The following is a 23,559-nucleotide window of genomic DNA, read 5'->3' on the forward strand; positions in this document are numbered from 1 at the left end:
TTCAGGGCATGCGCCGTCGTGCGCCCCGAAGTGCACTCGTGACACCGTCCGTTCGGGTGGAAGTCGCGGATCGCCGCACCGGGCGCGTGCTGTGCTGTGCGCATGATTCGTGGCTTGGACATGGATGGTCACGCGCCGTTTCTCGACACGCTGACGGAGGGGGCCCGCAAGGCCTTCGCACGGCTCGGGACGCAGTGCAGCTTTGCCGTGGGGGACGTGCTGATCCATGAGGGTGATCACGCACGGGAGCTGATGGTGCTCCACCAAGGAGTGGTGAAGGTGACCGGCGGACTGGACGGAGACCGGTCGGCGCTCATGGACGTGAAGAACGAAGGGGACGTGGTGGGCGAGGTGGCGGCGATGGGCCTCGGGCCCAGGTCGGCGACCGTCACCGCCGACCGAGAGGTCACCGCCACCGTCGTTCCGAGTCACGAACTGCTGCCCTTCCTACGCGCCAACCCCGAAGCGGAGTTGGCCCTCAAGCTGATGATCGGCCGCCGGCTCCGCCGTTCCGAGCGCTGGCCACTGGACTACGGCAGGCATTCGGTCTCGGTCCGGGTGGCGCGCCTGCTGGTCGAGCTGGCGCAGTCGCACGGGAAGCCGGGCAGGAACTCGGTGCGCATCGATGTGAGGCTGTCCCAACCCGAACTCGCCGACCTCGTCGGATCCACCACGGACACCGTGCAGAAGGCGCTTGCTCAGCTACGGAGCAAAGGACTCATCTCCGCCACGTGCGAACGGCAGACCTATGTAAGTGACATGGCCGGACTGCGGCGGGCGGCTCGGCTCGGCCCGGTGTCATGTGTCGACCTGTCAAGAAATCCGTAAAAACGCGGGATTCTGGCACCTAGCTCCTCCTTCCTCGGACAGTTGGCGTGCAACGCACCCGACAAACACTGGAAGGTGACGAGCTGTCATGAGTGAACCCGTCTTTCCCCTGCCCTCCGGCAGCACCCCGCGCCGCCGGCTGTGCCTGGCGGTGGACATGGAGCAGTACAGCCTCCTCGACACCCGGACCCAATCTGCCGTGCAGTCCGACCTGGTCCGGGTGCTGGACGAAGCGGCGACACTGACCGGACTGGACCGCGGAGCCTGGGCTCGCCAGCCGCAGGGCGACATGGAGTTCGCAGTCCTCCCCGAGACCACCCCGGAAGCTGTGGTCCTGGGGCCTTTCGTGCACCACCTGGCGGTCCGCCTGGGCGCCCTCAACGCGCGTTCCGCAGCCCCCCGTGTCAGGCTCCGGCTGGCCGTCGACACCGGTGTCGCTCCGGACGCCGCCCTCGGCCACGCCGGCCCCGCGCCCGTCGCCGTGGCGCGCTACGTGAACGCGCCCCAGGTGAAGGCCGTGCTGGCCGTCCTCACTTCGGCGGATCTCGCCGTCATCGTGTCGGACCGCCTGTACCAGGACGTCGTACGGTCCGGACAACTCGGCCTCGATCCGGCGCAGTACGTTCGCGCCCACGTACAGGTCAAGGAGTTCGGAGGGTACGGCTGGATCCGCGTGCCGGGCCATGAACCGGACGACATGCGAGCGGCCGTCGACGGCGGGCGCGAGCCGCTGCCGAACGCTCCCGTGGAGAAGCGGGCGAACCTCTCCCAGCACGTTCGCCATGGCGTCGCCGTAGGCCGGGACGTCCGCGGCGACCTCAATCTCGGCCTGCCTGCGATGCCCACAGCGGACGGTCCCGGGCACGCGCGGTGACGGCCCCTCACAAAGCCGGGTTTCGGTTCGAAGGGGACAGAACCCAATGGGCGGACTACGGGGTGAACATCGGCAACAACCTGTACGGCGACATCTGCATCCACCCGCCCACCCTTGTGGCCACCCCGTCGTGGTTCCGGCCCGGAACGGCGATCCCGATCTCGGTCGAGAGCCTCGTCGCCGTGCGGTCGGCGCTGAACGCCCTTGCGAGCGCCTGCGAGCGGGCTGCCGAAGAGCTGTCGTACCCGGGCCTGATGGGACCGGAAAGGAGAAGTGATGAGAAGGACTGACCCCGACGGCGTGTTCGCGCTGATCACAGCGACGCTTTTCAGGGCTCCCGGAGGCATGCGGCGCCTCCTCGTGGTGAATGACGGCCACCGCCCTGTACGACTGTCCCCGGAGGACTGCCGGAAAGCTCTGTACGGGTCGCAGCGCGACGAGGGCCTGCGGACGGCGATCTGGCGACAGGCAGTGACGGAGGCCCAGCAGGAGCCTCCGGGCGGCGACGCCGAGGGGAGACTGCTGGTCATCTGGCTGGCGATGCCCGGCTTGCACCGCAACCTGTACCGGATCCTGCGCTGCTTGAGGGTCGAGCGCGCCGACTTGGAGGCGGAGGCCGTACTGGCCCTACTCTCTGCCCTCGACACCGCGGATCCGGATGATCCGGACATGGGCGGACGTCTGATCAAGGAGGCGGTGAACCGGATGTGGGCCTACGCCGACCGCATCAGGAGGGAGGTCCCCGTCGTGGACATCGCGCGCTTCGCGGCCGCCCGCATCGCCACGGTTCCCGAGGAGGAGCAGCAGCGGTCGGCCGAGACGTGGGAACTGCACCTCGAACCCCCGCCCCGTGCCGACGGCCTGTGCGCGACGATTCGCTTCGCCGAGTCGCGCATGCGGAGGGAAGGCGAGCGGCTCGGGGCACTCGCCCACTCCGCGGGCTTGCGCGACGTGGTGTTCCGGGCCCGGCGGCATGAGGAAGCGACTCTTGTCGGCACGCTCGTGCTGCGCCCTGCGGGAGCCCGGCGGTGAGCCCCCGGTCCGGCCCGCCGCTGAGCTTCGCGGAGGCGTTCGATCTGCCCCTGAGCGTCGACCTGCGGACCGCTGCCCGCGCGTTCGGAGTGTGTCCCGACACGGCGTACAAACTGATCCGCAGCGGCTCCTTCCCCTGTCCGGTGCTACGCATCGGGCGGCGCTACCGCATCCCGACCGCGTACCTGTTGCGCTCGCTCGGCATCGAGGAGCGTCCCGTGTACGCCGTTGACCTGGAAGCCGGCGCCTCGTACGCGGCCACGCTCGACGCCACCGACATCCCTGGAACGGAGGATCCCTCATGAACGTGTCGCCGACCTATCGGCGGGTACCCGAACGGTGCCGGACGTGCTTCGTCATCGGTCCCATCGGTGATGCGTACGCCGCTCACGGCACCCCCGAGCGCGAGTCCTACGAGCACCACCTCGAGATCTTCGAGCAGGTGATCGCGCCGGCCTGCGCGAAGTACGAGATCGATGCCGTACGTGCGGACGGCATCGCGCACGCCGGTGACATCAACGAGCAGATCTGCCGGCACGTCATCGACTCCGACCTGGTCATCGCGGACGTCAGCGGTGGCAACCCCAACGTGATGTACGAGTTGGGGCTGCGTCACGTCACCGGCAAGCCGACCATCCACATCGGGGAGGCCGGACAGTTGCCCTTCGACATCGCGTCGATCAGAACGATCCGGTACGAACGGGCACGCAGCCGCCAGGCCGGAGCGCGCCGGGAGATCGAGACCGCCTTGGAAGCCGGGCTCAGGGACGGATTCGAAACCCTCACCCCGGCGCGGGTCGTGAGAGCGCTCCAACCGGCCGAGGAACCGGCGTCCTCCGCGGGGAGCACGGACGCAGACGCCACGGCCGACGAGGATCCCCCTGGCCTGCTGGACGACTTCGCCGCGATCGAAGACGGGATGGACGAGATGACTGCTCACCTGGTGGCCATCACGAAGGTGATGGAGACGATCCGGACGCTGACCGAACAGAGCACCGGCGAGATTCTCGACCTCACCCAGGCGGGCGCCCCCGCGAGCGCCCGGCTCGCGGCGGCGACCCGCTACGCGGAGTCGCTGAGCGCACCTGCCGGGGAGATGAGGACCGTCGCCACGGCCTTCGCGGAGCGGATGACGACGGTGGACAGCGGAGTGAGGGCCGCGTTGAGCCTGATCGAGGCGACACCGCCCGACGAGCGAGGCGAGGGGACGGACGCGTTCCTGGAGCAGCTCATCAACTTGGACGAGGTGGCCCGCACGGGACTGTCGCAGTTCGGTTTTCTCGGTACCTCCGCGAGCGGCCTGGTTCGTTGGAGTCGACACCTCCGCAAGCCGGTGAAGGACATCTCCAGCGCGGTGCAGGAGATGACCTCCGCCGTCACGTGCATGGGTGAGTGGGCCGGCAAGGCCCGAGAACTGGCGCAGGGCGCCACAGGGTGAATCTGCACGGCAGGGACCCGGGCCCCAGAAGTCCGGTTCCCTGCCGCGTTATTTGGCTGTTCATGGATGGTAATGATCTTGCCTCGCCGGTCCTCGCCGGTCCTTGCCGATACGCCGGAGTAGTCGGTGAAGCCCCTGCCTGGCCTGGTCGAGAAGGTCGGCAGGCGGGCGCGGAAGCCGGACGGGGCATCTCGTGGAACCATCGGGCACTGCGCCTCAGGCGGCCTGTCAGTACCGATCGGCAGTATGGAGACAGAAGCGGAAAGCCGGAGGGGCTCGTGAAGTACTGGCTGATGGTCACCGGGGACAAGTCGGCTCCCTCCGGGGCAGCACACAACCTGGAGGCATGGGACTCCTCCTTGTCCACGGTCACCGGTAGCGAAGTTGAGGAGGGTGATCCCGTCCTGGTGTGGCGTGGTGGCCGCGGCGGCGGGGCGGTTGCGGTGGGTGAGATCGCCAGCACCAGCACGGTTCCCTCAGACGACTTGCTGAGTCTGGTCAGATCGAGGCGAGACGAAGACGGTTCGGTTCCAGCCCTCGGGCGAGCCGTACTGCGTCTTGGCAAGCTTATGTTGGCCACGCCGATCTCAGCTGACAAGCTGCGCGCAGCGGGCCTCGCACGAGTGGCGCAGCGGGCACGATCGGCCGGAGGTGACCATAAACTTGTGCCTCTCGAGCTTCCTGAGAAGCAGTGGCGTGAGGTACTCCGGCTTGCTGAGGACGCAGAGCCGCCCACCAGTTGGCCGGCCGCGTGGAATATCTCCCCTGGTTCTGTCGTACGACGCGCAAAGCTGCATGAGGTCTACGGGGGCAACCCGAGGTGCATTGTTGGCTCCAGCGCGAAGACGCCGAACGTACTCCTCTTTGTCGACCGCAGTCGTTCGGGTGAGCTGGCTTCGCAATGGAATGGGTCGGTACTGCTGGCACCCGGGCAGAGTCAATGGGCCGACGGAATATCGCTGGAGAATCGAGCGGTGCTCGCACATCTGCAGCGTGGCGTACCGGTACGCCTCTTCTTGGTGAGAGGAGCCGAATGTCTGTACGTCGGCGAGGTCGGAATCGATATCGAGCAGCCGGTAGAGCGCTGGGTAGTAACCGGCCAGCGGGAAAGGAAAATTTTTGACCGCGTGATCCGTTGGGACGTTCGGACGCCGATTTTCCGGCTTCGCCTCCTCAACGGCGCACGCGCTCTCCTGGATGACGCAGACCCGTTTCGGCAAGCTCCTCGGATGAGTCTCAGCCTGCACCCAATGGGTGATCAGCCGGTTGTCGCCGCGCTTCGCGAGCTGCTGGTTTTGGTGTCGAGTGATCCCACTGTCGCAGCCTCGTTGAGCGAGCTCAGCGAGGTACAGATGCTCGCAGTATTGGCTCAACGCGCTAGGCGGCAGGCGGATCTGGTCGAGCTCCGTGAAGCGGCCGACGACCCTGGTACCAGCGAGCGCGACCTGCAGAGGCTTGTCCAGCGCATGACTTGGATCTTCGGCGGCGAATTCCTGCCGGGCACCGCCCGTCGAAACCTCACTCTGAGGGATCAGCTTGACCTGACTCTGGTCCGTCCTGACGGCACTCTTCATGGTGTCGAGCTCAAGAAGGCCAACATCGACCGTCTCGTGACCGGGCAGCGCAATCACTTGATCGTGGGACACGAGATCAACAAGGCCGTGGGGCAGGCTATGAATTATCTTCGGGAACTTGACGAGAAGCGCTCCCAGCTCTTGGTCGATCTGGGCATCGACGCCCGCCGCGCCTCGATGACTGTGGTAATCGGGAATAGCGCGTTCGTCACCAATGGCGCTACTTCAGCGCAGGTCGACGAGACCCTACGCACGTACAACTCCCACCTCACCCGGGTGAGCGTAACCACGTATGACCGTCTGATCGGGAATGCACAGCGAATGCTTGACCTGACGGCGGCGTCCAGCGTCTATGGGTCGTGACAGCGCTGGTAGGCCCTCGATCGGTTGCCAGACAGGAGGTACACGCCCGATCGCACCACCACCTGTGTCACGGTAGAGCCGAGTGAGCCTCCCTTGACGATGCCGAGCCACATCAGCTCGTCGGGATGGGTCGGGCCGAGGAGGCCAACAACTCCGGACGCCTTCCTGAGCTACCCGATGGGCGGGGTGGCGAGCGTCATCATGCTCCGATGGCAGCGAGACAACCGGCCTTGGGCAAGACGCCGCGGGTGGAGGCGAGCCGTCTGCCGAGCTCGGCGAGGGCGACAGTGGTGCTGTTCAGAAGGAAACGGGCCGCGTTGGCAACGCCGGCCGCGCGGGCGGGGGCCGAGGCTGGTGCGGTGCGGTCGAAACTAGTCCATGTCCAAGCAGGGCGAGCCGTGCTCGGGGCTGATGCGGCACGGCGGCAGTGAGACCTCCCGCAACGGCCGAACGTCCTCACGCATGCGGCTGCTCGCCCGCGCGCCGCAAGGGAGAAATGCGGTGTGCGTCAAATGACCTGTTCCCGTGGAATGCGGTCAGCGGCCACTATGCCCGGCGCCGCCGCCCCGGTGAGGCGGAGACGTCGTGCTCGACTGGCCGTCTCCCGCCCATTCTCCTCGGGATGTCTCTGAGGGCGATCTCTAAGATTTGCTCATGCTAAGTGAATCAAGGTGTCGGGGTAGGTGATCGCAGTCAGCCTATCCGCTTGAAGACCACGTACAGACTCGTGCACACCACCGCCATCAGTGCCACTGTGGAGGGGTGCCCCCCCCGCCTAGTGCGGCTCCGGCGTATTGTCGAAGTTCATTCCGTAAGTTGTTCCCACCAGCGTGGGTGCAATAGAATGGCGGCCCACAAGGAGATTTTCTTGGAGTCGTCACCCTCGGACTGCTGACATGCGCAGATATCCGCATGAGGTGTACTGGTCTGCGACTTCGCTCGTTTCCAGCGATTTCACGATGATGCCGATTCGCGCGGCCGATTATCCCCAAACGCCCACAGGCCTTGGCCCCGAATCTTGAACACGTCTCTGTGGCTTGGGCCAGGGTAGTTGTTGTCGACGGCAAGGCGTTCTCGTAGGCGATCGGAGATCGTTGGCCGAACCCCTGCTGACCTGCTGACCTCAGCGAAGGCCCTGCTCGTGCACTGCGATCCGTGATCGGTGTGCATGACCGCTCCGGTGAGACTGCCGCGGGTTCGCTCAGCGGCCGCCAGGGCATCGGTGGCGATGGCCCACCCGGCCGGCCGGCGTGAGGACAGGTCGATGACGGTGGCCGGACAGAGCGGCTTCGCGCCGCTGACCGGCAGGTACGTGATGCCGCCGACGTACTTCGTGTCCACCGCGTCGGCGGTGAAGTCACGACCCATCAGATCCGGCGCCTTCGCCGCGGCCTGGTCCGCGACGGGGGTGCGGTGTCGGCGGCGCGGACGCACGCCCTCGAGCCCGACGGTCCGCGTGGTCCTGGCGACACGCTTGTGGTTGATCCGTGTCCCCTCGTCGCGGAGCTCGACGGTGGCCCTGGGGGCTTTGCAGGTGCCGTCGGAGTCCTGGTGGACCTCGCGTATCCGATCAGCGAGCTCTGGCTCGGCAGCCTGGCGGACCGTCCGCGCGGCCGCGGTGCGGCGCCAGTAGCAGAAGCCGGAGCGGGAGAGGCCGAAAATGACGCGGAGCCGCTTCACGCCGGACCGGCGCTGGTGATCTTCGGCGAACGGGCAGCGGTTCACCAGCGCGTCTCCGCCGCGAAATGCCGGGCCGCCTTGCGGAGGATGTCGCGCTTCTCCTCCAGGTCGCGGATCCTCTTGCGGGCTGCGCCCAGCTCCGCCTGAACGCAGTCGTCACCCGACTTCGCCGCGGTCGTCGGCGCGGCCTTCTTCGAGGAGCCGGAGCGCCGCCCGTCGGCAGCCCGGACCCAGTTCCGCAGTGTCTCGGTGTTCACTTCCGGACCGGTGGCGACAGACTTGATCGTCGCGCCCGGCCTCGACCGGTACAACGCGACCGCGTCCGCCTTGGACCCGGCGGGGTAGTACTGCCTCCCCACAGGGACTCCGTTCCCCTGGACCATCAAGATCCAAGTCTCTCCGGCGTCCAAAATCCGGGGTCAAGGCCCGTCCGTCATGAACAGACTTGCCTGGCTGCCGCGCCGGCAGTGTGGTGCGAGGCTTGAGTGGTGCAGATTCGGCGCATGGGCGAAGCTCCCCCTCGAAAAGCACGGTGGGTCGCCGATGGGCTACGACGAGCCGTTTCGGCCTTAACAAGAGCAGGTGCCGGCACTCGCGGCCGAGCAGCGAGCTGAGCTGGACCGCCACGATTGCTTTTGGTCAACGTCATCTGATCGTCGATGCCGCCCGCGACATCGGCGTACAACTCGTGGGTCCGATGTGCACCGGGGTGGACGTGATGGGAAGGCGACACGTGCTGTCCGATGAAGTCTGGCGCGACCTGCGCAGTCAAGGTGTGACAAGGATGTACTCCGAGCGCAGCGTGATGCTGCGGCAGGGATCCCCGGGGACGCACCTCCTCGCCCTCACCTCTGGGTTGGCCAAGGTGGTTTGCCGAGAACCGAATGGCGCCAGGACGTGGCTCGCGTTTCGAGGGCCGGGGGACCTCCTTGGAGAAGTCTCGGTCTTCAACGGAACCTCACGTACGGCGGACGTCATTGCCCTGACGCCTTGCACCGCTGTCGTTCTGGACGCACAACGCTTCGTCCGGTTCGTCGAGGAGCGCGGACTGGTCATGCATTTGATGCGTCAGGCACTCGCCAGGATGCGCGAGTCCGACATCTACCGAGCCGAACTGCAGACCTTGCCCTTGGTCGTGCGACTGGCGCGCACGCTGCTGAGGCTGGCCGTGCTCACTGATCAGATGCCTGGGAGCAGCCCCGTCCGGCTAACGGGGCTGAACCAGGAAGAGGTCGCGCAGGCGATCGGCGTGACACGCAATGCGGTTATCAGCGGGTTGGGACAGCTGCGGGCCGTCGGGCTGGTCGAGACAGCGCGGCGGGTGATCGTCATCAGGGACGTGGAAGCCCTGCAGCGCTGGGCGGCGACCGACTGAGGGCGGCAGTCTGTGACCCGGGACACATCCCGTGCGCCCAGTGCTGTGCACTCGGCGGAGCGGCGCGGATGGAACCTCGAAGCAGCCCGACTACGGCTACTTGCCGGACTGTCCGTGAGGAGACCCCGTATGTCTGTACCCGTGCCTGTTCCGTACGCCGAAAGCCGACCGCTCCCGCCCTACCGCGCCCTGTTCGCTGTTGACGCGAAGGACTTCACCGGCCTGCCGGCCGCTCAACACGGCCCGGTCAGCCAGCTCATTCCTCAGTTGGTGGACCAGGCCCTTGAGCGGGCCGACCTGCACCAGCTGCGCGATGCCCAGCGTTTTCCCGCCAATACGGGGGACGGCGTCGTCTTCGGGTTCGATCCGGTGCACCTGCCCTTCGTGCTCTGGCCGTTCCTGGGCGTCCTCGACGACGTGCTCGGTTCGTACAACCGGCAGGCCGTCGGTCCGCGGATCAGGCTCCGGGCCAGCATCCACGTTGGCCCGCTGCCCGATGGGGGTGAGCCCGGGGACGGCAACGGCACGGCCCGCAACGACATGCACCGGCTCCTGGATTCGCGTCCGGTCAAGGCCATCCTCGCCGCAGCGAGCGAGGAGGTGACCCACCTCGCCGCAATCGTCTCGGAGCGAGTCTACGAAGACGTCGTGTTGGGCGCCTACACGGGGCTCCACCCCGACCGGTGCGTCGAAGTGTCGGCCACCGTCGAAGGCAAGAACTTCTCGCAGCGGGCCTGGCTGTACGTTCCTTCGCCCTCCGGGAACCTTGTGCGGGCGGGTATCCGGCCGCGTGAGGAACCCGTAGCTGCGGTGCCGACGGCGCTCGCCGTGGCACCGGACAAGGGTTCCGGAACGGAGTACAGCGGAAACTTCCAGCATGTCGGGGAAGGAGCCGCAGTGATGGGCAACGTCGGTCGTGACTTCACCTATACCGCACCCGCGACCACGTACCGCGGAACCAACCAGCACTGGGGCAGCGGAGACAACGTCGCGGGTGACAAGCGAACCGGCGACGGGAGCGACCGGTGAACGCCGGGCCCGGCCCGGCCGCCGAACCGGACATCCAACCGGACACCGTCCAGCCTGATCCGTCGGTTGTCTCGGGAGTTGGTCAGCGCAGTGCCATCCATGAGGGCCGCCAACGGGTGGACAGCGGAGTCGCGTTGATGGGGAATATCGGCGGCGACTTCACGTACTTGAACATCAGTGCGTGGAGCGACGAAGCCACCGAGCGAATCCTCAAGCCGCGCCTGCGCGAGGGGCCTTATCCGGCGGAAGAGGTACGCGACAGGCTGTACGGATTCGTCGAGCCGCCGTCGTATGCACGCTGCCGGAAGGTGCTGGACAGTCGGATCGTGCTGCTCAAGGCGAGGGCTGGAACGGGCGCCGACACGGCGGCGTTCGCCCTTCTCGCTGAAAGGCACGGAGAGGGTGGTGTCACGGGCCTGGATGCGATGGCGGACTTGTCGACGTGGCGGCCGAAGGCCGGCCGCGGGTACCTCCTACAGGGTTTGCCGGCGGCATCCGCCCGCTCTCTCGACGGCGTGCGACTGGCGGGCCTGGCCGGGGCCTTGCACGACGCCGGGGCGCACTTGGTCGTCACGATGGCACAGGACGCCCGGTTGCCATCAGGCACCAGCCGGTGGGAAGAGGTACATGCCGCGCCCGGACCGCATGAGGTAGCTGAGAGGCGACTGCGGCTCGTGGCCGCTGAAGGAAGGCTCGACAGCTCACAACTGGATGCCGCACTGGGGCACCTGGCCTCACCTGAGTGCACCGACTACCTCTCGGCACATCCGCTGCCTGGCGACGCAGTCGACCTGTCGGACGGGCTGCGGCAGTGTGCGGAGACGTCGGCACCGATCGGGTCCGTGCTCGAGGAACTCCTGACCGGCACCGAGGCCGCCGCCCGTTCCGCGCTCGCCAAGGCCCGACACAGTGCCGCCGAGGTCTCGTTGATGGCGGCCGTCGCTCTGCTCGCGGGACAGGACCGCACGGTGATCGAACAGTTCGCCACAGCAATGCGCCCTCTGCTCAGTGCGCGTCCTGCCAAGCCGGGGCAGAAGGAGGTCCTGGAGGATCAGCCGTCGGATGTCCTCGGCCCCTCGTTCGGGGATCGGCTCGAAGCCATCGGCGCACGTGCACTGGCACCTCGTAGTTCTCCCGCCGACCGGTACCGCTACCCCGTGCAGCAGATCGTCTTCTCCGGCAGGCACCGCTCCGCGACACTCCTGCGCCATCTTTGGCTGGACTTCGAGGGCATGCCAGACGTGCTGTGGGGGGCGCTGGAGCAACTGCGCTATCAGCCGGGTCTGGATGTGGCCGCCGGAGAAGCGATCGGCCGGGTGCTCGCACATGCCACCGGCCCCGGCGCGCTGACGCAGCTGCACCGCTTCGCCTCCTCGGGCGACCGCTGGCGCCGACGTCTGGTCGCAGTCGCGCTGGGAGAGATCGTCCAGCACCCCCTGGTGTCCGGTGCGGTCAAGGAGCAGATGCGCCGGTGGAGCCGGTCATCTGCCGTTCTCCGCTGCACGGTCGCCGAGACATGTGCGGGTAGCTACGGTCTCGCCCGGCCGACCGCAGCCCTCAAACTTCTGGACACCGTCCTCGACGGCTCCTCTCCGGAGTTGGACGCGAAACTGCGTTCCACCGTCTCCTTCGCGCTGGGCGCCCTCCTCACCGAGGAGGCGAACCACATCGAGGTCCTGGAGACGGTGACGAGGTGGTTGGAAGCCGGCCGAGGAACCCCCCGTCATTCGCTGGCGGTGCACGTGATCCACTCCATGTCGCTCTCGACGTTCCCCCAGCCGGGCACACCGGGTGCCGTACGCATGAGTCTGGCCCGGACTCTGGAGCGCCACCCCGCGCAGGGCTTCGCGCTCGTCGTGCTGGGTCTTGACGACCCGGCCACGTACGACGCGGTGGCCCAAGGACTTGGGCGGGTCGAAGCCGACCCCGACATGTTCCAGAGGACGGCCTTCGACCACTTGCTGAGCGAGCTCTCCCGTACCGCTCGCCAGCGGCGGGGAGTCATCCGTTTCCTACTGGCGCGCCATCGAGACCACACGAATGCATCGCGAAGGAGGAGTGCGTCATGAGCAGGCCACTGCTTACGCCAGTCCGGTCATCCCCCGTTCGGAAGCTGCTGCGGCAACGGTTCGGATCGTCTTCAGAGCGCGCGCTCGTCTTCCTCTCGGATGAGGAGGGGGACCGCCTCGAGCCACCCCGAGGTGGAGACATCTGGGGATACCCCCGACCGTCGATCGGGGCGACCTTCCGCCAGGAGTTCGATTTGATCGGGTGGGTCTCGCTCTCGGAACGCCGGATCGTGGTGGAGGTGTCACGCCGGGGCCCCGTGACATCAACGCCTGCGCGAGCGCGCTACGAAGTCGCCTGGAACGTCAGCAACCCAGTGCTCGCGGCACGGAGTGGTCTCACGGAGGACGCCGCGCGTCGGCTTATCGACCATGCCATCCGTGGAAAATCCGGACTGCCGGGTGCTTCAGACCCTCTTCGACAGCCGCCGACCCTGTACGGGACCGCTCAGGTCGAGCCTCCCGGTCAGCCAATGAGTATCGACGGGACGGGCCTGACCTACTGGTTCCTGGACCCCCCAGCCGGCCTTCTGCCGGCTTCGAGCCATCCTGCCGAACTCCTCCTTCCACCGGGCTTCGGCGAGGCCCACCGCGAGGCGTACCGCTTCTACCGCGAGGTGGTGGCCGGCGGGCCGGTCGGTCTGGCGGCGCTCTGGCTGCTCCACCATCCCGACCAGGCCAGGGAGGTACTCGACTGGACGGTCGCACACGACAAGCTGCTCACCGAGCGGGACGGATGGGAGCGGACGTTGGCCGCAACGCTCCAGGGACTGACGAAGGAGGACCGGGGCTTCGTCGGGGTGAACCTGGCGCGCCTCCTCAGCGAAGTCGGCGTACCCCAGGGCGATGAGGTATTGCGCAGGATGGGGGACGCGGGCGAACCGCGCAGCGGCATGAACGGCTTCCACGGAGGGGCGCCGTGATGCGGGCTCCACTGTCTCGCCTCGCCCATTTGAGAGCCCGGCCCGAACACCATTCCTCGGACGCGGACCACGTGGTGGTTCTGTCGCGAGAACTCATCGCACAGAACTATTTGGAGATCGGCCGGGCTGACGGCAAGGCGGCCATTCTTCTGGCTACTGGAGGGACACTCTTCGGGCTCCTTCTCGTACGGCGTCCCCTCGATGTCTTGTGGGCCGTCCCTTTGTGGTGGACGGCAGCGGCCACCACGACCGGGGCGCTGGTCTTCCTGCTCCTGGCTCTCGCCCCGCGCCGTGGGGCGAGAGCCGACGAGAGGCGCGGCCTCCTCGCATACTACGAAGACGTGGTGCGTGCAGAGATGCGCGCCGACTTGTCGACTGGGCTCAGGCGGGACGGCGCGGATCCACAGCCCCGGCTACTCCGTGCGCTGAGGGAGACCAGCAGAATCGCCCGAGCCAAGAACCGCTGCGTGCGGTACGCCATCGTCATGTTGCTACCGGCGATCACCGCGGCCTTCCTGGCCGTTGTGCTCGGTCGCTGACCAGCCTCGAGTGGGGGGTTCGGTGCTGCTGTACCTGGGCCCGCAAGGCCTTGCTCGGCTACGTCGTTCGGCATCGTCGTGACTACGTTGCGGGGAAAAAACCGTAGCGCGGCGCGCCAAGGGACTTGGCTAGGCGAACAGAGTGGCTCTGAACCTGGTCCGGATCTCGGTCAAGGGTCCGCGGTCGCGGGTGAAGTGGACCTTGTTGGTGAACAGGACAGCCCAGCAGCTCTGGGCTGGGCTGATTCACATGCCCGTGCCGACGAAGCCGTAGTTGACCCAGACGTCCTCGGCCGGGTTGGTGCCATGGGCGGGGTGCCAGAAAAGGCTTTGGGTGGGAGTGAGGGAGCCGGTCCGGAGGTGGAGGGAGCCCTTGATCCAGGCGGGGCGGAAGGCCGTTTGGGTAGGGGTGAGCATGTGGCGGAGGAAGAGGATGAGGTCGTCGAGGACGGAGAAGGTACCGGCGATGCCCCGGACGACGCCGAGAAGGCGGGCGGCTAACTGGGTGTTTCGTCCCTGGATTTGGTCTTCACGTGCCTCGCCAGGTGGGTGTGTTTTCCTCGGCGAGGCGATCAAGCGTGCGAGGCAGTTCGTTACAGCCAATCCCGCTTCTTGAAGATCACGTACAGGCTCGTACACACCACCGCCATCAGCAGGATCGCGAACGGATACCCTGCCGCCCAGTGCAGCTCCGGCATGGTCTCGAAGTTCATGCCGTAGACCGTTCCCACGAGGGTGGGGGCGAAGAGGATGGCGGCCCACGAGGAGATCTTCTTGAAGTCGTCGCCCTCAATGCGCTGACCTGCGTGGATCGTTGCATGAGCTGTGCTGACCTGCGAGTTTGCAGCTTTCCGGGGCTTTCACGTTGACGCTGTCTTATGCGGTCGATTCTCCCCAGCCGCTCCCCAGGGCGGCTCGTTCTCCCCAGATTCTCCCCAGCGGCAGCTGCCTTGAGGGGCGGATCCGTGCTGGCCAGGGGCGGGATTCGCGTGCCGCTCGCGTCGCGCAGCGTAGCCGAGTCAGGGGTCTGTAGCCGGTGGCCCTTGCTCGTTCCGACGCGACTATTCGTGGTCGCCGTGTGGCCCTTCATCGAAGAGGTCGGTCAATCCATGCCGCGGGGGCTGATCGGTCCCGGCGACGGAGTGCTCGGCGTCGGCGGCGTGGAGGACTTCACGGATCAGCAGGTCGAGGTCGTCCGTGGTGGTGCGGTAGTTGCACAGACAGGCGCGCAGGACGGTGCGGCCCTGGACGGTGACGTGGCGAGGTAGACGCGTCCCTTGTCCTGGAGTCGGCGGGCGATGCGGGTGTGTAGGGCATCCGGCTCACCTCCGTCCGGGTCGGTGATCCGGAAGCAGGCGACCGGCCACGGGCCGCCTTCCAGGAGTTGCAGCCGGGGTTCGGCGGCGATCCGCTCACGCAGCCCGTCGGCGAGGGTCAGGTAGTACTCGATCAAGCCGGTGACGCCGTCGCGGCCCAAGTGGTGCAGGGTGGCCCACAGGCCAAGGGCCCGGGTGCCGGGACGGGTCAGCTCGATCGTGGCATGGGACAGCCAGGGCAGCGCATCCGGTTCCCCGGCGGTGAGGCAGGAGGCCTGGTGGGCGAAGGCGGTGTGCAGGTGCTCGGGATCCGGGAGGAGCAATGCCCCGCATCCCACCGGCACGCTGAGGGTTTTGTGCGGGTCCACGGTCAGCGAATCGACGCCGCCGACGCCCACGTATCTGGGTGCCAGGGCTGGCACGGCGGCGCCGAGTCCGCCCCAGGCCCCGTCCGCGTGGTTGACCTGCTCCGCACGCGCCGGCTCGCCCCGTCTGAACCGCGTCGTCGCTCGGGGCATCGAGAACCTCTACGTCATCGGCATGGACGAACTGTTCGCCAAGGACGCCGAGTTCTCGCTTGACAACTTCGTGGGATCGCTGACCAAGCGGGTGCTGAGCTTCGATGCCCGGAGCGAGAAGCTGCGGACCCACCGGCGGCGCGCCCACTCGGCCTCAAGCCGGGCGAGCGCACCTGACGACACACCTATCCGGAAGGTGTACCGGGCATGCCCGGCCTTCGTCTCGGCTGTCGCCGTCATGATTCAGAACCCAAGAGCCCCGGATGACAACGGAAGAGAGCGAGGGTCAGAACGGGTGCGCGGAGAACTCCGCCGCTGCGTGCTCCGGTCCGAGGACCCATTCCGCCCCGGCCTGAAGGCCGGGGCGTCTGGGGAGAAGCCAGGTGAACTCACCGAGTTCAGCCCGACCGGCACCTTCGAGAACACCGTCCCCCATCGAAGCCGTCATCGACACCAGGCCGTAGCCGTCCGCCCGCTTGAAACACCGCCGGCCTGCCCCGCCGCCCCCTGCGGCACACGACTCGGCAGGCCGGCTCGCGGCGAGGTGCCAACGAGACGGGCGACGGGATGTGTCAGTAGGTCAGGACGACGCAACCGTTCGCGCCGGGGAGGCTTTCGGTGTGCTGGTGGGCAAGTCCGTTTGCGGAGCCCGATCCGCCCGCTCCGCCGCTGCCCGCACCGGCTCCGCAGCTGCTGGGTGGAACGGCCCCGGGTGCGCCGCCGGTGCCTCCCGCGCGGGTATCGGCATTCGCTGCGGCGCCTGCCTGGCCCGTGTAGAGGTCGGCGAAGCTGCCGACGCACCAGCTCATTCCGCGATCGCCTCCTGCGCCTCCGGTGCCGGGAAAGGCGTTCGCGCTGTGGTGCCCGCCGGCGCCGCCCTGCGCACTGGCGCCGCCGGTTGTGCCGTTGACCGTGACGGCGGAGTTCCCACCGGATGCGCCGTCTCGGTCCAATCCACTGGCCGGCCCGCCGGCGCCGCCCGCGGCGACGGTGATGGTGATCCTGTCGCCGGGCTTGACGGGCAGGAAACAGGAGGAATTCGCGCCTCCGCCTCCGCCACCGCCGCCTGGCTGGGCCGTGCCGTCCCCGAACGCGGGGCCGGATCCAACGCCGCCGCCCCCGCCGCCCCCGCCGGTCAGGCTCACCGCGATATAGGTCACGTCGCTGGGCACCGTGACGGTGTAGGTTCCCGGCGTGCTGTAGGTCCGCGTCTCAAGGGCGTGGGCGGGAGCGGCGGTGGCCAGGGACTGCAGTGCCCCGGCCATCACCATGAGACCGACGACCCCCGCTCGCGTACGGCAGATGGAACGAAGGCGGGACCGGCGCCGCGCGCCGGGGATGGTGTCCATATGCAGTACGTCTCCTTTTGTCCGTCCTGTCAGCCGAGGCCACACCGTAGGGCTTCAGGGCTCGGCCGGGCGGAGTTGAAGGACCGGTTCACCCGTACGAGCTCCCAGCGGGGGTGCCCCTATGCGTTTGGTCAAGGTCGAAGGTCAACAGGTACGTCTGGTCGAGGGCCGGCCGAGCCGGGCTGGCTCGGTGCCAGACAACACTCCAAAGCCCTCACCGGCCTCGTCCCCATGGGCGCCCGCTTCTACAACCCCACGACCGGATGCTTCCTGTCCACCGACCCTGTCCACGGTGGTGGAGACTGCGCCTCCACCACCTAATCGGCCGGCTCTTCGACGCCGGGCGCCGCCCGATCCGCCAGCCTCATGTCGTCCACAACGCCGCGCGCGGCCGAAGGGATACCACCGCACTGCGCCCGGCGCTGTTCATCGGCGCGGCGGAGGAGACAATGAAGGTGATGGTTCCCCTGGACGGCCACACCCTGGACCCCGCTCCTGCGATCCTCTGATGGCCTACACCCTGAACGTGGCGGGCCTGACGGCCTGACGCATACAGGGCGGCATCTATCCCCCTGATAGTGATCACGGAGTTCTCGGCGGCGAGGCCGCATCCCGAACCGCCATTCCATCGGATGACACGGTTCGGCCAGACGAGTGGCAGCCGCCGCCGCAAGCCCCCGCCGGCGGAACCGGTGTTCCAGGATCAGTGCCGCCGCCGTCTCCGGCGGCGGCTGCTTTCCACCGCGTCTGTGCCGTGTGATCGGATCGACCACGGCTGCTCGAGGAGTCTCACCCCATGCGTTCACGCGTCATCGCCGTCACGGCCGCCGCGCTCGCGGCCACCGCGGCCCTCGCGCAACCCGCCCACGCTGCTCCGCTCGTCGACGGGGTCTACCGGTTCGCGGCTCTCACGGACGGCAAGTGTCTGGTCTGGCCCAAGTCACACGCGAGTATCGGCGTGGTGTCGCTGGGCGACTGTGCGGAGACCGCGTCCACCTCGGCGAACTGGCAGGTGCTGCGACGCTCCGACGGAATGATGGAAGTCTCCCCGTCGGGCTCGGACCCGCGCACCTGCCTGAAGGTGACGTCGTACCACAGCGTGTCGGTCACCAACTGCGGTGACAGGTACGCCGAGTGGACCGTCTCCTACGGCTCCGACGGGCCCGGCAGCGTGGTGTGGGCCGACATCGAGCACACACCCGGCGACTTCTCACCCTCGTACGGAAAGGTCGTGGACGATCCCGGCGTCACCGGCCGAATCGTGGTGAGGCAGGCCCCCATCGAACCGCACTACTGGGCATTGCAGCCGGCCGGATAGCAGTCGTTCGGGCCGATCGCGGTCTCGGTCAGGCGTGCGGCAAGCTCGTTTCCGACCACGCGCGTCCGCAAGCCCGCTCCGTGGCCGATGCTGCCGGTGTGCTGCTGCTGGAGCCGGTAGAAGCAGGCGCCGACGATGCAGGCGCCGATGCCGTACGCGGCGCCTCTCAGGGCGCTGGAGAGTACGGCGCTGCGTCGACGGGAGATCCACCGGCGGGCACGGTGGATGCGCGAGGTGCTGTTCCGCGGGGTGGGGTGGCGGTTACTGTTCATGGGGCGTGCTCCGTTCTGCGGGGTGCGCGATGGAGGCGTTCCCGTTCGTCGACGCGTCCGGTCCACGGCTCGTGTTGATCGCGCTGGCCTTCGGCGGCACCGCGATCGCCATCCCCCTCCACTACATGACGACCGCCGAGGTCGTCCCCCCTGCCCAGCGCGGCGCCGTCTTCGGCGTTGTCGCCGGTATCGGCACCCTGTCGGGCCTCGTGGCGCCGTTCCTGACCGGCCATCCGCCCAGAGCGGGACACACGACGCCTGGGGCCCGACATCGGGGCCCAGCCCTGAAGTGCGTTGCGGAAGGGGCGTGTCCGGGCAGGTCGGGAGCGCTTTGGGGGCGGCTCGCTGTCCATGCTCACGAATGAGCCCGCGCCTCCGGAGAGGTTGCTGCGTATCCCGGGGTTGTCGAACCCCAGGCCCGTCCGTCGCCCTCCTTTGCGCGGAGCCCCCGCTTCGTCCTTTGCCGATCTCACTGTCCGTGATGTGGTCCGACGCCGTCCGGTTCCGCAGACGCCGCCAAGGGGTAACCCGCGTTGCTCCGACGTGCGGCTGACAGACCCGCGAGCCCGGTCGTTTCTCCCCGGATTCTCCCCAGCGCTCGTTTGGATGCCAAAACCGCTGGTCAGGGACTTGTCAGGGGTGCGGGTCCACGGTCAGCGAATCGACGCCGCCGAGTCCGCCCCGGGCCCCGTCCGCGTGGTGCCACATCCCTAGGCTCCGGCACGGGTCCGTGACCGGTTCGAGCGGGTCGACGGCCCCAGTGACGGTAGTGCCCAGCGTGGTGACGGTGCAGATGGCAGCAGACCCGCGTCAAGGTCGGCGGCGACCGCGGCGTGCAGCGCGGTGGTGTCCAGCCGGTTGTACGCATCGGTGGCGACGAGGCGCGACCGGTGGGCAGGCAGACCGATGCAGGCGGCTGCCTTGACGACGGACATGCGCGCCTGGGCGCTGTAGTAGAGGGTGAGGCGGGCGTGGTCGCGGTCGAATGCGGGGCCGTCGCCGGAACCGCGCCGGGTGAGGAACCAGGTTCGGGCGGGTCCGGCGGATCAGCCGTGCGGCGTCAAGGAGCTGTCAGGAGAGGCGCGGGCAGCGCCAAGAACGCGCCAGGAAGGGCAGACATGCCCAAGGCGGGAGCGGACGCTGAGCGGAGCTCAATTCCGAAGGAGTCCGTCCGCATGACCACCTTGACCGCCGAGAAGGACGCCGTACCCGGTGCCGAGGAACCGCCTGATACCGGGGCGCGACACAAGCTGACCGCCGTCACCGGGCTGGCGGCGCTGTCGCTGGACGCGATGGCGTCGGTGGCGTACGGGCCCGAGGCCGTCGTGCTGGTGCTGGCAGCTGCCGGCGGGTATGGGCTCGGGTTCACCATGCCGGTGACGCTGGCGATCGCGGTTCTGCTGGCCGTGCTGGTCGCCTCGTACCGGCAGGTGATCGCCGCGTTCCCGGACGGCGGCGGTTCGTACGCGGTGGCCAAGGCGCACCTTGGCAGGCGGACCAGCCTGGTCGCGGCGGGCTCGCTGGTCCTCGATTACGTGCTGAACGTGGCCGTGGCCGTCACCGCCGGTGTGGCCGCGCTGACGTCCGCCTTCCCCGGCCTGTACGACGACCGGCTGGTCATCTGCCTGGGCGTGCTCGTGCTGATCACCGCCGTGAACCTGCGCGGGATCGTCGACTCTGCCCGCGCCTTCATCGTCCCGACCGCCGTCTTCGTCTGCGCGATCCTCGTCATCATCGCCATCGGTCTCTTCCGCGACGCACCGGCCTCCACCGAGGCGTCCGCAGGGCACGCGTCCGTCCTGGCGGACAACGCCACCACCGTCGGCGCGCTCCTGCTCCTGAAGGCCTTCGCCTCCGGCTGCTCGGCGCTGACCGGGGTGGAGGCCATAGCCAACGCGGTGCCGTCCTTCCGCGCCCCGGCCGCCCGGCGAGCCATGCGTGCGGAGGTGGCCCTCGGTGCCCTGCTCGGTGTGATGTTGATCGGTCTTTCGGTGCTGATCTCCCGTTTCGGTCTTCAGCCGGTGGAAGGCGTCACGGTGCTCGCCCAGCTCGCGGATGCCTCCCTCGGCCACAACTGGGCCTTCTACGTGGTCCAGTTCGCCACCATGGTGCTGCTCGCGCTGTCCGCGAACACCTCGTTCGGCGGTCTGCCCGTCCTGCTGAAGCTGCTGGCTCGTGACAACTACGTGCCGCATGTCTTCGGGCTCAAGGCGGACCGGCAGGTGCACCGGCACGGCGTCGTCTGGCTTGCCCTCGTCTCCGCGGCGCTGCTTGTGTTCTCCGGCGGCGACACGAACACGCTCGTCCCGCTCTTCGCGATCGGCGTCTTCGTCGGCTTCACGATCGCGCAGACCGGGATGGTGCTGCACTGGCGCGCCACCCGGCAGTGGGGCAAGGCCCTGCTCAACGGCCTGGGAGCGCTGCTCACGGGCGTGTCCGCGGTGGTCGTCACCGCCGCCAAGTTCCATGACGGCGCCTGGCTGATCGTGCTTGCCCTGCCCCTGCTCGTCGCCCTCTTGGAGGGCGTCCACCGTGCCTACGGGAGGATCGGCGAGCGCCTGGGTGTCGGACGCATCCCCGAGCCGCCGCACCGTGACCACTCCTTGGTTCTGGTGCCGGTCTCGTCGCTGACGCGTCTCACCAGCGAGGCCCTGACCGCTGCTGTGTCGCTCGGCGACGAGGTCCGTGCGGTCACCGTCTGCCACCCGGACCCGGAGGACCAGGCCCAGACCGAGGCCCTGGAGCGGGACTGGGCGCTGTGGAATCCGGGCGTCGAGCTTGTGCGCCTGCCCTCCGAGCGGCGCTCCCTCGGTCGGCCGATCACCGCGTACGTACGGGAACTTGCCTCCGCTCGCCCGGACACCCGGGTGACCGTGCTCATCCCGGAGGCGGAGCCGGAGCGGCTGTGGCAGCGGCTCCTGCAGAACCAGCGGGGCGCGGTCGTCGCCCACGCGGTCCGCAGGGACACGGACGCGGCGATCTGCCGGCTCCGGTTCCGCCTCGGGGAGTGATCCTCGCGGAGTGAACGGCGTCAGCCGACGTGGACCCGCGGGCGGCGGTCCCGGTCGGACTCGGCCTCGCGCAGGATCTCGCGGGTCACGGGGGCGATCTCGCCCTGGCCGAAGAGGAAGAAGCGGAGGAAGTTGGCGAAGGGGTTGCCCTCGGTCCACTCGAAGTAGATGTGCGGGCGGACGCCGGTGAGGTCGCGGGCGTGGAGGAGGAGGGCGGCGAGGGCGTTGGGGACCGAGGAGCTCTCCACCGTCAGGACCCGGAAGCGGTCGTGCAGCACCTCGCCCCGGACGGTGAGTCCCGCCTCGAACTCGGACGGGTCGGTGACCGTCACCTCGACGAAGACGAAGTCCTCGGTGCTCGGGAGGTCGTTGTCGGCACGGATCTGGTCCTTCTTGGACCGGTACTCCTCGGCGTCACGCTTGTCCGGCTCGTTGGCGATGAAGCGCGGCGTGCGGCGGGAGATGTCCTGGATGAAGCGCTCGGCCATCTCGTCCAGCTCGACATGCGTGACGCGCAGCTCGAAGGCGCGGCCGAGCCGGGAGAGCAGTGAGATGAGGACGATCCCGGCGATGAAGCAGGCGCCGATCTTCACGCCGTCCGGGCGCTCGATGACGTTGACGACCGTGGTGTAGAGGAAGACCACCGAGATCACGCCGAAGCCGATCGTCCAGCCCTTCTGCCCCGCCTTGCGCGCCGCGATGGTCACGGCGATGGCGGCCGAGCAGATGAGCACCAGGACGCCGGTGGCGTAGGCGCCGCCCTGGGCGTCGACGTCGGCGTCGAAGATCCAGGTCACGAGGAAGGCGACCAGGGTGAAGACGATGACCATGGGGCGCACGGCGCGGGCCCAGTGCGGGGCCATGCCGTACTTGGGCAGGTAGCGCGGCATCAGGTTGAGCAGACCGGCCATGGCGGACGCGCCGGCGAACCACAGGATGGCGATCGTGGCGACGTCGTAGACGGTGCCGAAGGTGTTGCCCAGGTACTCGTGGGCGAGATAGGCGAGCGCGCGGCCGTTGGCCTTGCCGCCCGACTCGAACTCGTCCTGGGGGATCAGCACGGTGGTGATGAAGCTGGTCGTGATCAGGAAGACGCTCATGATGAGCGCGGCCGTGGTGAGCAGCTGCTTCGTGCCGCGGATCCGCCCGGTGGGCTCGGCCTCGGTGTCGTCCGGGTCGCCCTTGACGTGCGGCATGACGGCCACGCCCGTCTCGAAGCCGGACAGGCCGAGCGCGAGCTTGGGGAAGACGATCAGCGCGACGCCGACCATGGCGAAGACGTTGCCGTGCTCCTGCGTCAGGGCGGCCGTCCAGTCGGTGACCACGTGGCCCTCGGTGATCACGTGCCACAGGCCGGTGACGACCACGACGACGTTGAGCCCGAGGTAGACGCCGACCAGCGCCACCGCGACCCCGATCGCCTCCAGGAAGCCCTTGAGGAAGACCGCGCCGAGCAGCGCGATCAGGATCATGGTGATCAGCACCTGCTTGTCGTGCAGGGCCGATTCCAGGTGCGGGTTCTCCACCAGGTGGGTGGAGGCGTCGGCGGCCGACAGGGTGATGGTGATCAGGAAGTCGGTCGCCGCGAATCCGAGCAGGGTGAGGACGAAGAGCTTGCCCTTCCAGAAGGACAGCAGCCGCGCCAGCATGGCGATGGAGCCCTCGCCGTGCGGGCTCTCTTCGGCGACCCGCCGGTAGACGGGCAGGGCGCCGGCGAGGGTGACGATCACCAGGACGATGGTGGCGACGGGGGAGAGGAGCCCGGCTGCTAGGGCGGCGATGCCCGGCTGGTAGCCGAGGGTCGAGAAGTAGTCGACACCGGTCAGACACATCACGCGCCACCAGGGCTGGCCCTTGTGGCCGGCGTCCGCGGCCGGTTCCTTGGGCCGGGAGGGCTTGCCCTTGCCCATGTCGGACAGCCCTTCCAGCATCCACGCGCGCAATCGTCCGGTGCGGGCGTTCTGTGTGGTGGCCATCTGATGTCCCCGGGTGTTCGTTGGCGATCGTTTTCAGCCGCCACGCGGGCGGCCGGGCAAGCCTAAGCAGGGCGCCCG

At 68.2% G+C, this 23,559-nt stretch carries 22 protein-coding genes and 2 pseudogenes; 14 read left to right on the plus strand and 10 right to left on the minus strand.

The genetic code is table 11. The features are described 5' to 3' along the window. Positions 1-120: 120 nt before the first annotated feature. The 7 genes from ACH4TP_RS10465 (at position 121) to ACH4TP_RS10495 (ending at position 6,109) form a co-directional block, all read left to right on the plus strand. Positions 121-828: a Crp/Fnr family transcriptional regulator gene (locus tag ACH4TP_RS10465; protein WP_398437826.1), complete on the plus strand. Its 708-nt coding sequence runs from the start codon at positions 121-123 to the stop codon at positions 826-828. 88 nt (positions 829-916) lie between these two features. Continuing rightward, entirely contained in the window at positions 917-1,702 is a 786-nt protein-coding gene (locus ACH4TP_RS10470) for a hypothetical protein (protein WP_398437014.1), read from the plus strand. 62 nt (positions 1,703-1,764) lie between these two features. Beyond that, positions 1,765-1,992, plus strand: a complete 228-nt coding sequence (locus tag ACH4TP_RS10475; RefSeq protein WP_398437016.1) for a hypothetical protein — start codon at positions 1,765-1,767, stop codon at positions 1,990-1,992. Then, the gene (locus ACH4TP_RS10480; RefSeq protein ID WP_398437018.1) at positions 1,979-2,734 is read left to right on the plus strand and encodes a hypothetical protein; all 756 of its coding nucleotides are present in this window, start codon (positions 1,979-1,981) and stop codon (positions 2,732-2,734) included. Before ACH4TP_RS10475 ends, ACH4TP_RS10480 begins: the two co-directional genes overlap by 14 nt. Next, positions 2,731-3,039, plus strand: coding sequence for a helix-turn-helix domain-containing protein (locus ACH4TP_RS10485; protein WP_398437020.1), 309 nt, complete (start codon positions 2,731-2,733; stop codon positions 3,037-3,039). The genes ACH4TP_RS10480 and ACH4TP_RS10485 overlap by 4 nt, the downstream gene beginning before the upstream one ends. Then, on the plus strand, positions 3,036-4,172 hold the full coding sequence (locus ACH4TP_RS10490; protein ID WP_398437021.1) for a hypothetical protein: 1,137 nt from the start codon (positions 3,036-3,038) through the stop codon (positions 4,170-4,172). The genes ACH4TP_RS10485 and ACH4TP_RS10490 overlap by 4 nt, the downstream gene beginning before the upstream one ends. A gap of 278 nt (positions 4,173-4,450) precedes the next feature. Continuing rightward, complete coding sequence (locus ACH4TP_RS10495) at positions 4,451-6,109, plus strand: Shedu anti-phage system protein SduA domain-containing protein (RefSeq protein WP_398437023.1); 1,659 nt, start codon at positions 4,451-4,453, stop codon at positions 6,107-6,109. A 693-nt stretch (positions 6,110-6,802) separates the two neighbouring features. Here the strand turns inward: ACH4TP_RS10495 and ACH4TP_RS10500 are convergent. The 3 genes and pseudogenes from ACH4TP_RS10500 to ACH4TP_RS10510 all read right to left on the minus strand — a co-directional run. After that, positions 6,803-6,982: pseudogene (locus ACH4TP_RS10500) on the minus strand (CorA family divalent cation transporter); the annotation flags it as partial. 81 nt (positions 6,983-7,063) lie between these two features. Continuing rightward, on the minus strand, positions 7,064-7,834 hold the full coding sequence (locus ACH4TP_RS10505) for an IS3 family transposase (RefSeq protein WP_398437024.1): 771 nt from the start codon (positions 7,832-7,834) through the stop codon (positions 7,064-7,066). Continuing rightward, the gene (locus ACH4TP_RS10510; protein ID WP_398437827.1) at positions 7,831-8,172 is read right to left on the minus strand and encodes a transposase; all 342 of its coding nucleotides are present in this window, start codon (positions 8,170-8,172) and stop codon (positions 7,831-7,833) included. Before ACH4TP_RS10510 ends, ACH4TP_RS10505 begins: the two co-directional genes overlap by 4 nt. Positions 8,173-8,522: 350 nt before the next feature. On the opposite strand from ACH4TP_RS10510, the gene ACH4TP_RS10515 reads away from it, so the two are divergent. The 5 genes from ACH4TP_RS10515 (at position 8,523) to ACH4TP_RS10535 (ending at position 13,721) form a co-directional block, all read left to right on the plus strand. Next, entirely contained in the window at positions 8,523-9,164 is a 642-nt protein-coding gene (locus ACH4TP_RS10515) for a Crp/Fnr family transcriptional regulator (RefSeq protein WP_398437026.1), read from the plus strand. A gap of 129 nt (positions 9,165-9,293) precedes the next feature. Continuing rightward, positions 9,294-10,193, plus strand: a complete 900-nt coding sequence (locus ACH4TP_RS10520) for a hypothetical protein (protein ID WP_398437028.1) — start codon at positions 9,294-9,296, stop codon at positions 10,191-10,193. After that, positions 10,190-12,262, plus strand: a complete 2,073-nt coding sequence (locus tag ACH4TP_RS10525) for a hypothetical protein (RefSeq protein ID WP_398437030.1) — start codon at positions 10,190-10,192, stop codon at positions 12,260-12,262. The genes ACH4TP_RS10520 and ACH4TP_RS10525 overlap by 4 nt, the downstream gene beginning before the upstream one ends. Before the next feature lie 470 nt (positions 12,263-12,732). Further along, positions 12,733-13,182 (plus strand): hypothetical protein, encoded by a 450-nt coding sequence (locus tag ACH4TP_RS10530; RefSeq protein ID WP_398437032.1) that lies wholly within the window; start codon positions 12,733-12,735, stop codon positions 13,180-13,182. A 71-nt stretch (positions 13,183-13,253) separates the two neighbouring features. Then, positions 13,254-13,721, plus strand: a complete 468-nt coding sequence (locus ACH4TP_RS10535; RefSeq protein ID WP_398437034.1) for a Pycsar system effector family protein — start codon at positions 13,254-13,256, stop codon at positions 13,719-13,721. A gap of 246 nt (positions 13,722-13,967) precedes the next feature. On the opposite strand, the gene ACH4TP_RS10540 is transcribed toward ACH4TP_RS10535, so the two are convergent. The 4 genes and pseudogenes from ACH4TP_RS10540 to ACH4TP_RS10555 all read right to left on the minus strand — a co-directional run bounded on the left by ACH4TP_RS10540 (position 13,968) and on the right by ACH4TP_RS10555 (position 16,904). Further along, positions 13,968-14,138 (minus strand): hypothetical protein, encoded by a 171-nt coding sequence (locus ACH4TP_RS10540; RefSeq protein ID WP_398437036.1) that lies wholly within the window; start codon positions 14,136-14,138, stop codon positions 13,968-13,970. Between the two features lie 176 nt (positions 14,139-14,314). Then, a pseudogene (locus ACH4TP_RS10545) lies at positions 14,315-14,500 on the minus strand (CorA family divalent cation transporter); the annotation flags it as partial. Positions 14,501-14,898: 398 nt separating this feature from the next. Then, positions 14,899-15,555, minus strand: a complete 657-nt coding sequence (locus ACH4TP_RS10550; RefSeq protein ID WP_398437037.1) for a pyridoxal phosphate-dependent decarboxylase family protein — start codon at positions 15,553-15,555, stop codon at positions 14,899-14,901. Positions 15,556-16,127: 572 nt separating this feature from the next. Next, the gene (locus tag ACH4TP_RS10555) at positions 16,128-16,904 is read right to left on the minus strand and encodes a hypothetical protein (protein WP_398437856.1); all 777 of its coding nucleotides are present in this window, start codon (positions 16,902-16,904) and stop codon (positions 16,128-16,130) included. 796 nt (positions 16,905-17,700) lie between these two features. On the opposite strand from ACH4TP_RS10555, the gene ACH4TP_RS10560 reads away from it, so the two are divergent. Further along, positions 17,701-18,222, plus strand: a complete 522-nt coding sequence (locus tag ACH4TP_RS10560) for a hypothetical protein (protein WP_398437039.1) — start codon at positions 17,701-17,703, stop codon at positions 18,220-18,222. Here ACH4TP_RS10560 and ACH4TP_RS10565 read toward each other — a convergent pair. Both ACH4TP_RS10565 and ACH4TP_RS10570 read right to left on the minus strand, forming a co-directional pair. Beyond that, the gene (locus tag ACH4TP_RS10565; RefSeq protein ID WP_398437041.1) at positions 18,195-18,494 is read right to left on the minus strand and encodes a hypothetical protein; all 300 of its coding nucleotides are present in this window, start codon (positions 18,492-18,494) and stop codon (positions 18,195-18,197) included. The genes ACH4TP_RS10560 and ACH4TP_RS10565 overlap by 28 nt on opposite strands. 633 nt (positions 18,495-19,127) lie before the next feature. Continuing rightward, positions 19,128-19,289 (minus strand): pyridoxal-dependent decarboxylase, encoded by a 162-nt coding sequence (locus ACH4TP_RS10570; RefSeq protein ID WP_398437829.1) that lies wholly within the window; start codon positions 19,287-19,289, stop codon positions 19,128-19,130. A gap of 380 nt (positions 19,290-19,669) precedes the next feature. Here ACH4TP_RS10570 and ACH4TP_RS10575 point away from each other — a divergent pair, with 380 nt between their 5' ends. Next, positions 19,670-21,505 (plus strand): APC family permease, encoded by a 1,836-nt coding sequence (locus tag ACH4TP_RS10575; protein ID WP_398437043.1) that lies wholly within the window; start codon positions 19,670-19,672, stop codon positions 21,503-21,505. Positions 21,506-21,525: 20 nt separating this feature from the next. On the opposite strand, the gene ACH4TP_RS10580 is transcribed toward ACH4TP_RS10575, so the two are convergent. Next, on the minus strand, positions 21,526-23,481 hold the full coding sequence (locus ACH4TP_RS10580) for an amino acid transporter (RefSeq protein WP_398437045.1): 1,956 nt from the start codon (positions 23,479-23,481) through the stop codon (positions 21,526-21,528). Positions 23,482-23,559 lie beyond the last annotated feature (78 nt).

Source organism: Streptomyces sp. NPDC021012 (assembly GCF_044333355.1).
Taxonomy (GTDB): Bacteria; Actinomycetota; Actinomycetes; order Streptomycetales; family Streptomycetaceae; genus Streptomyces.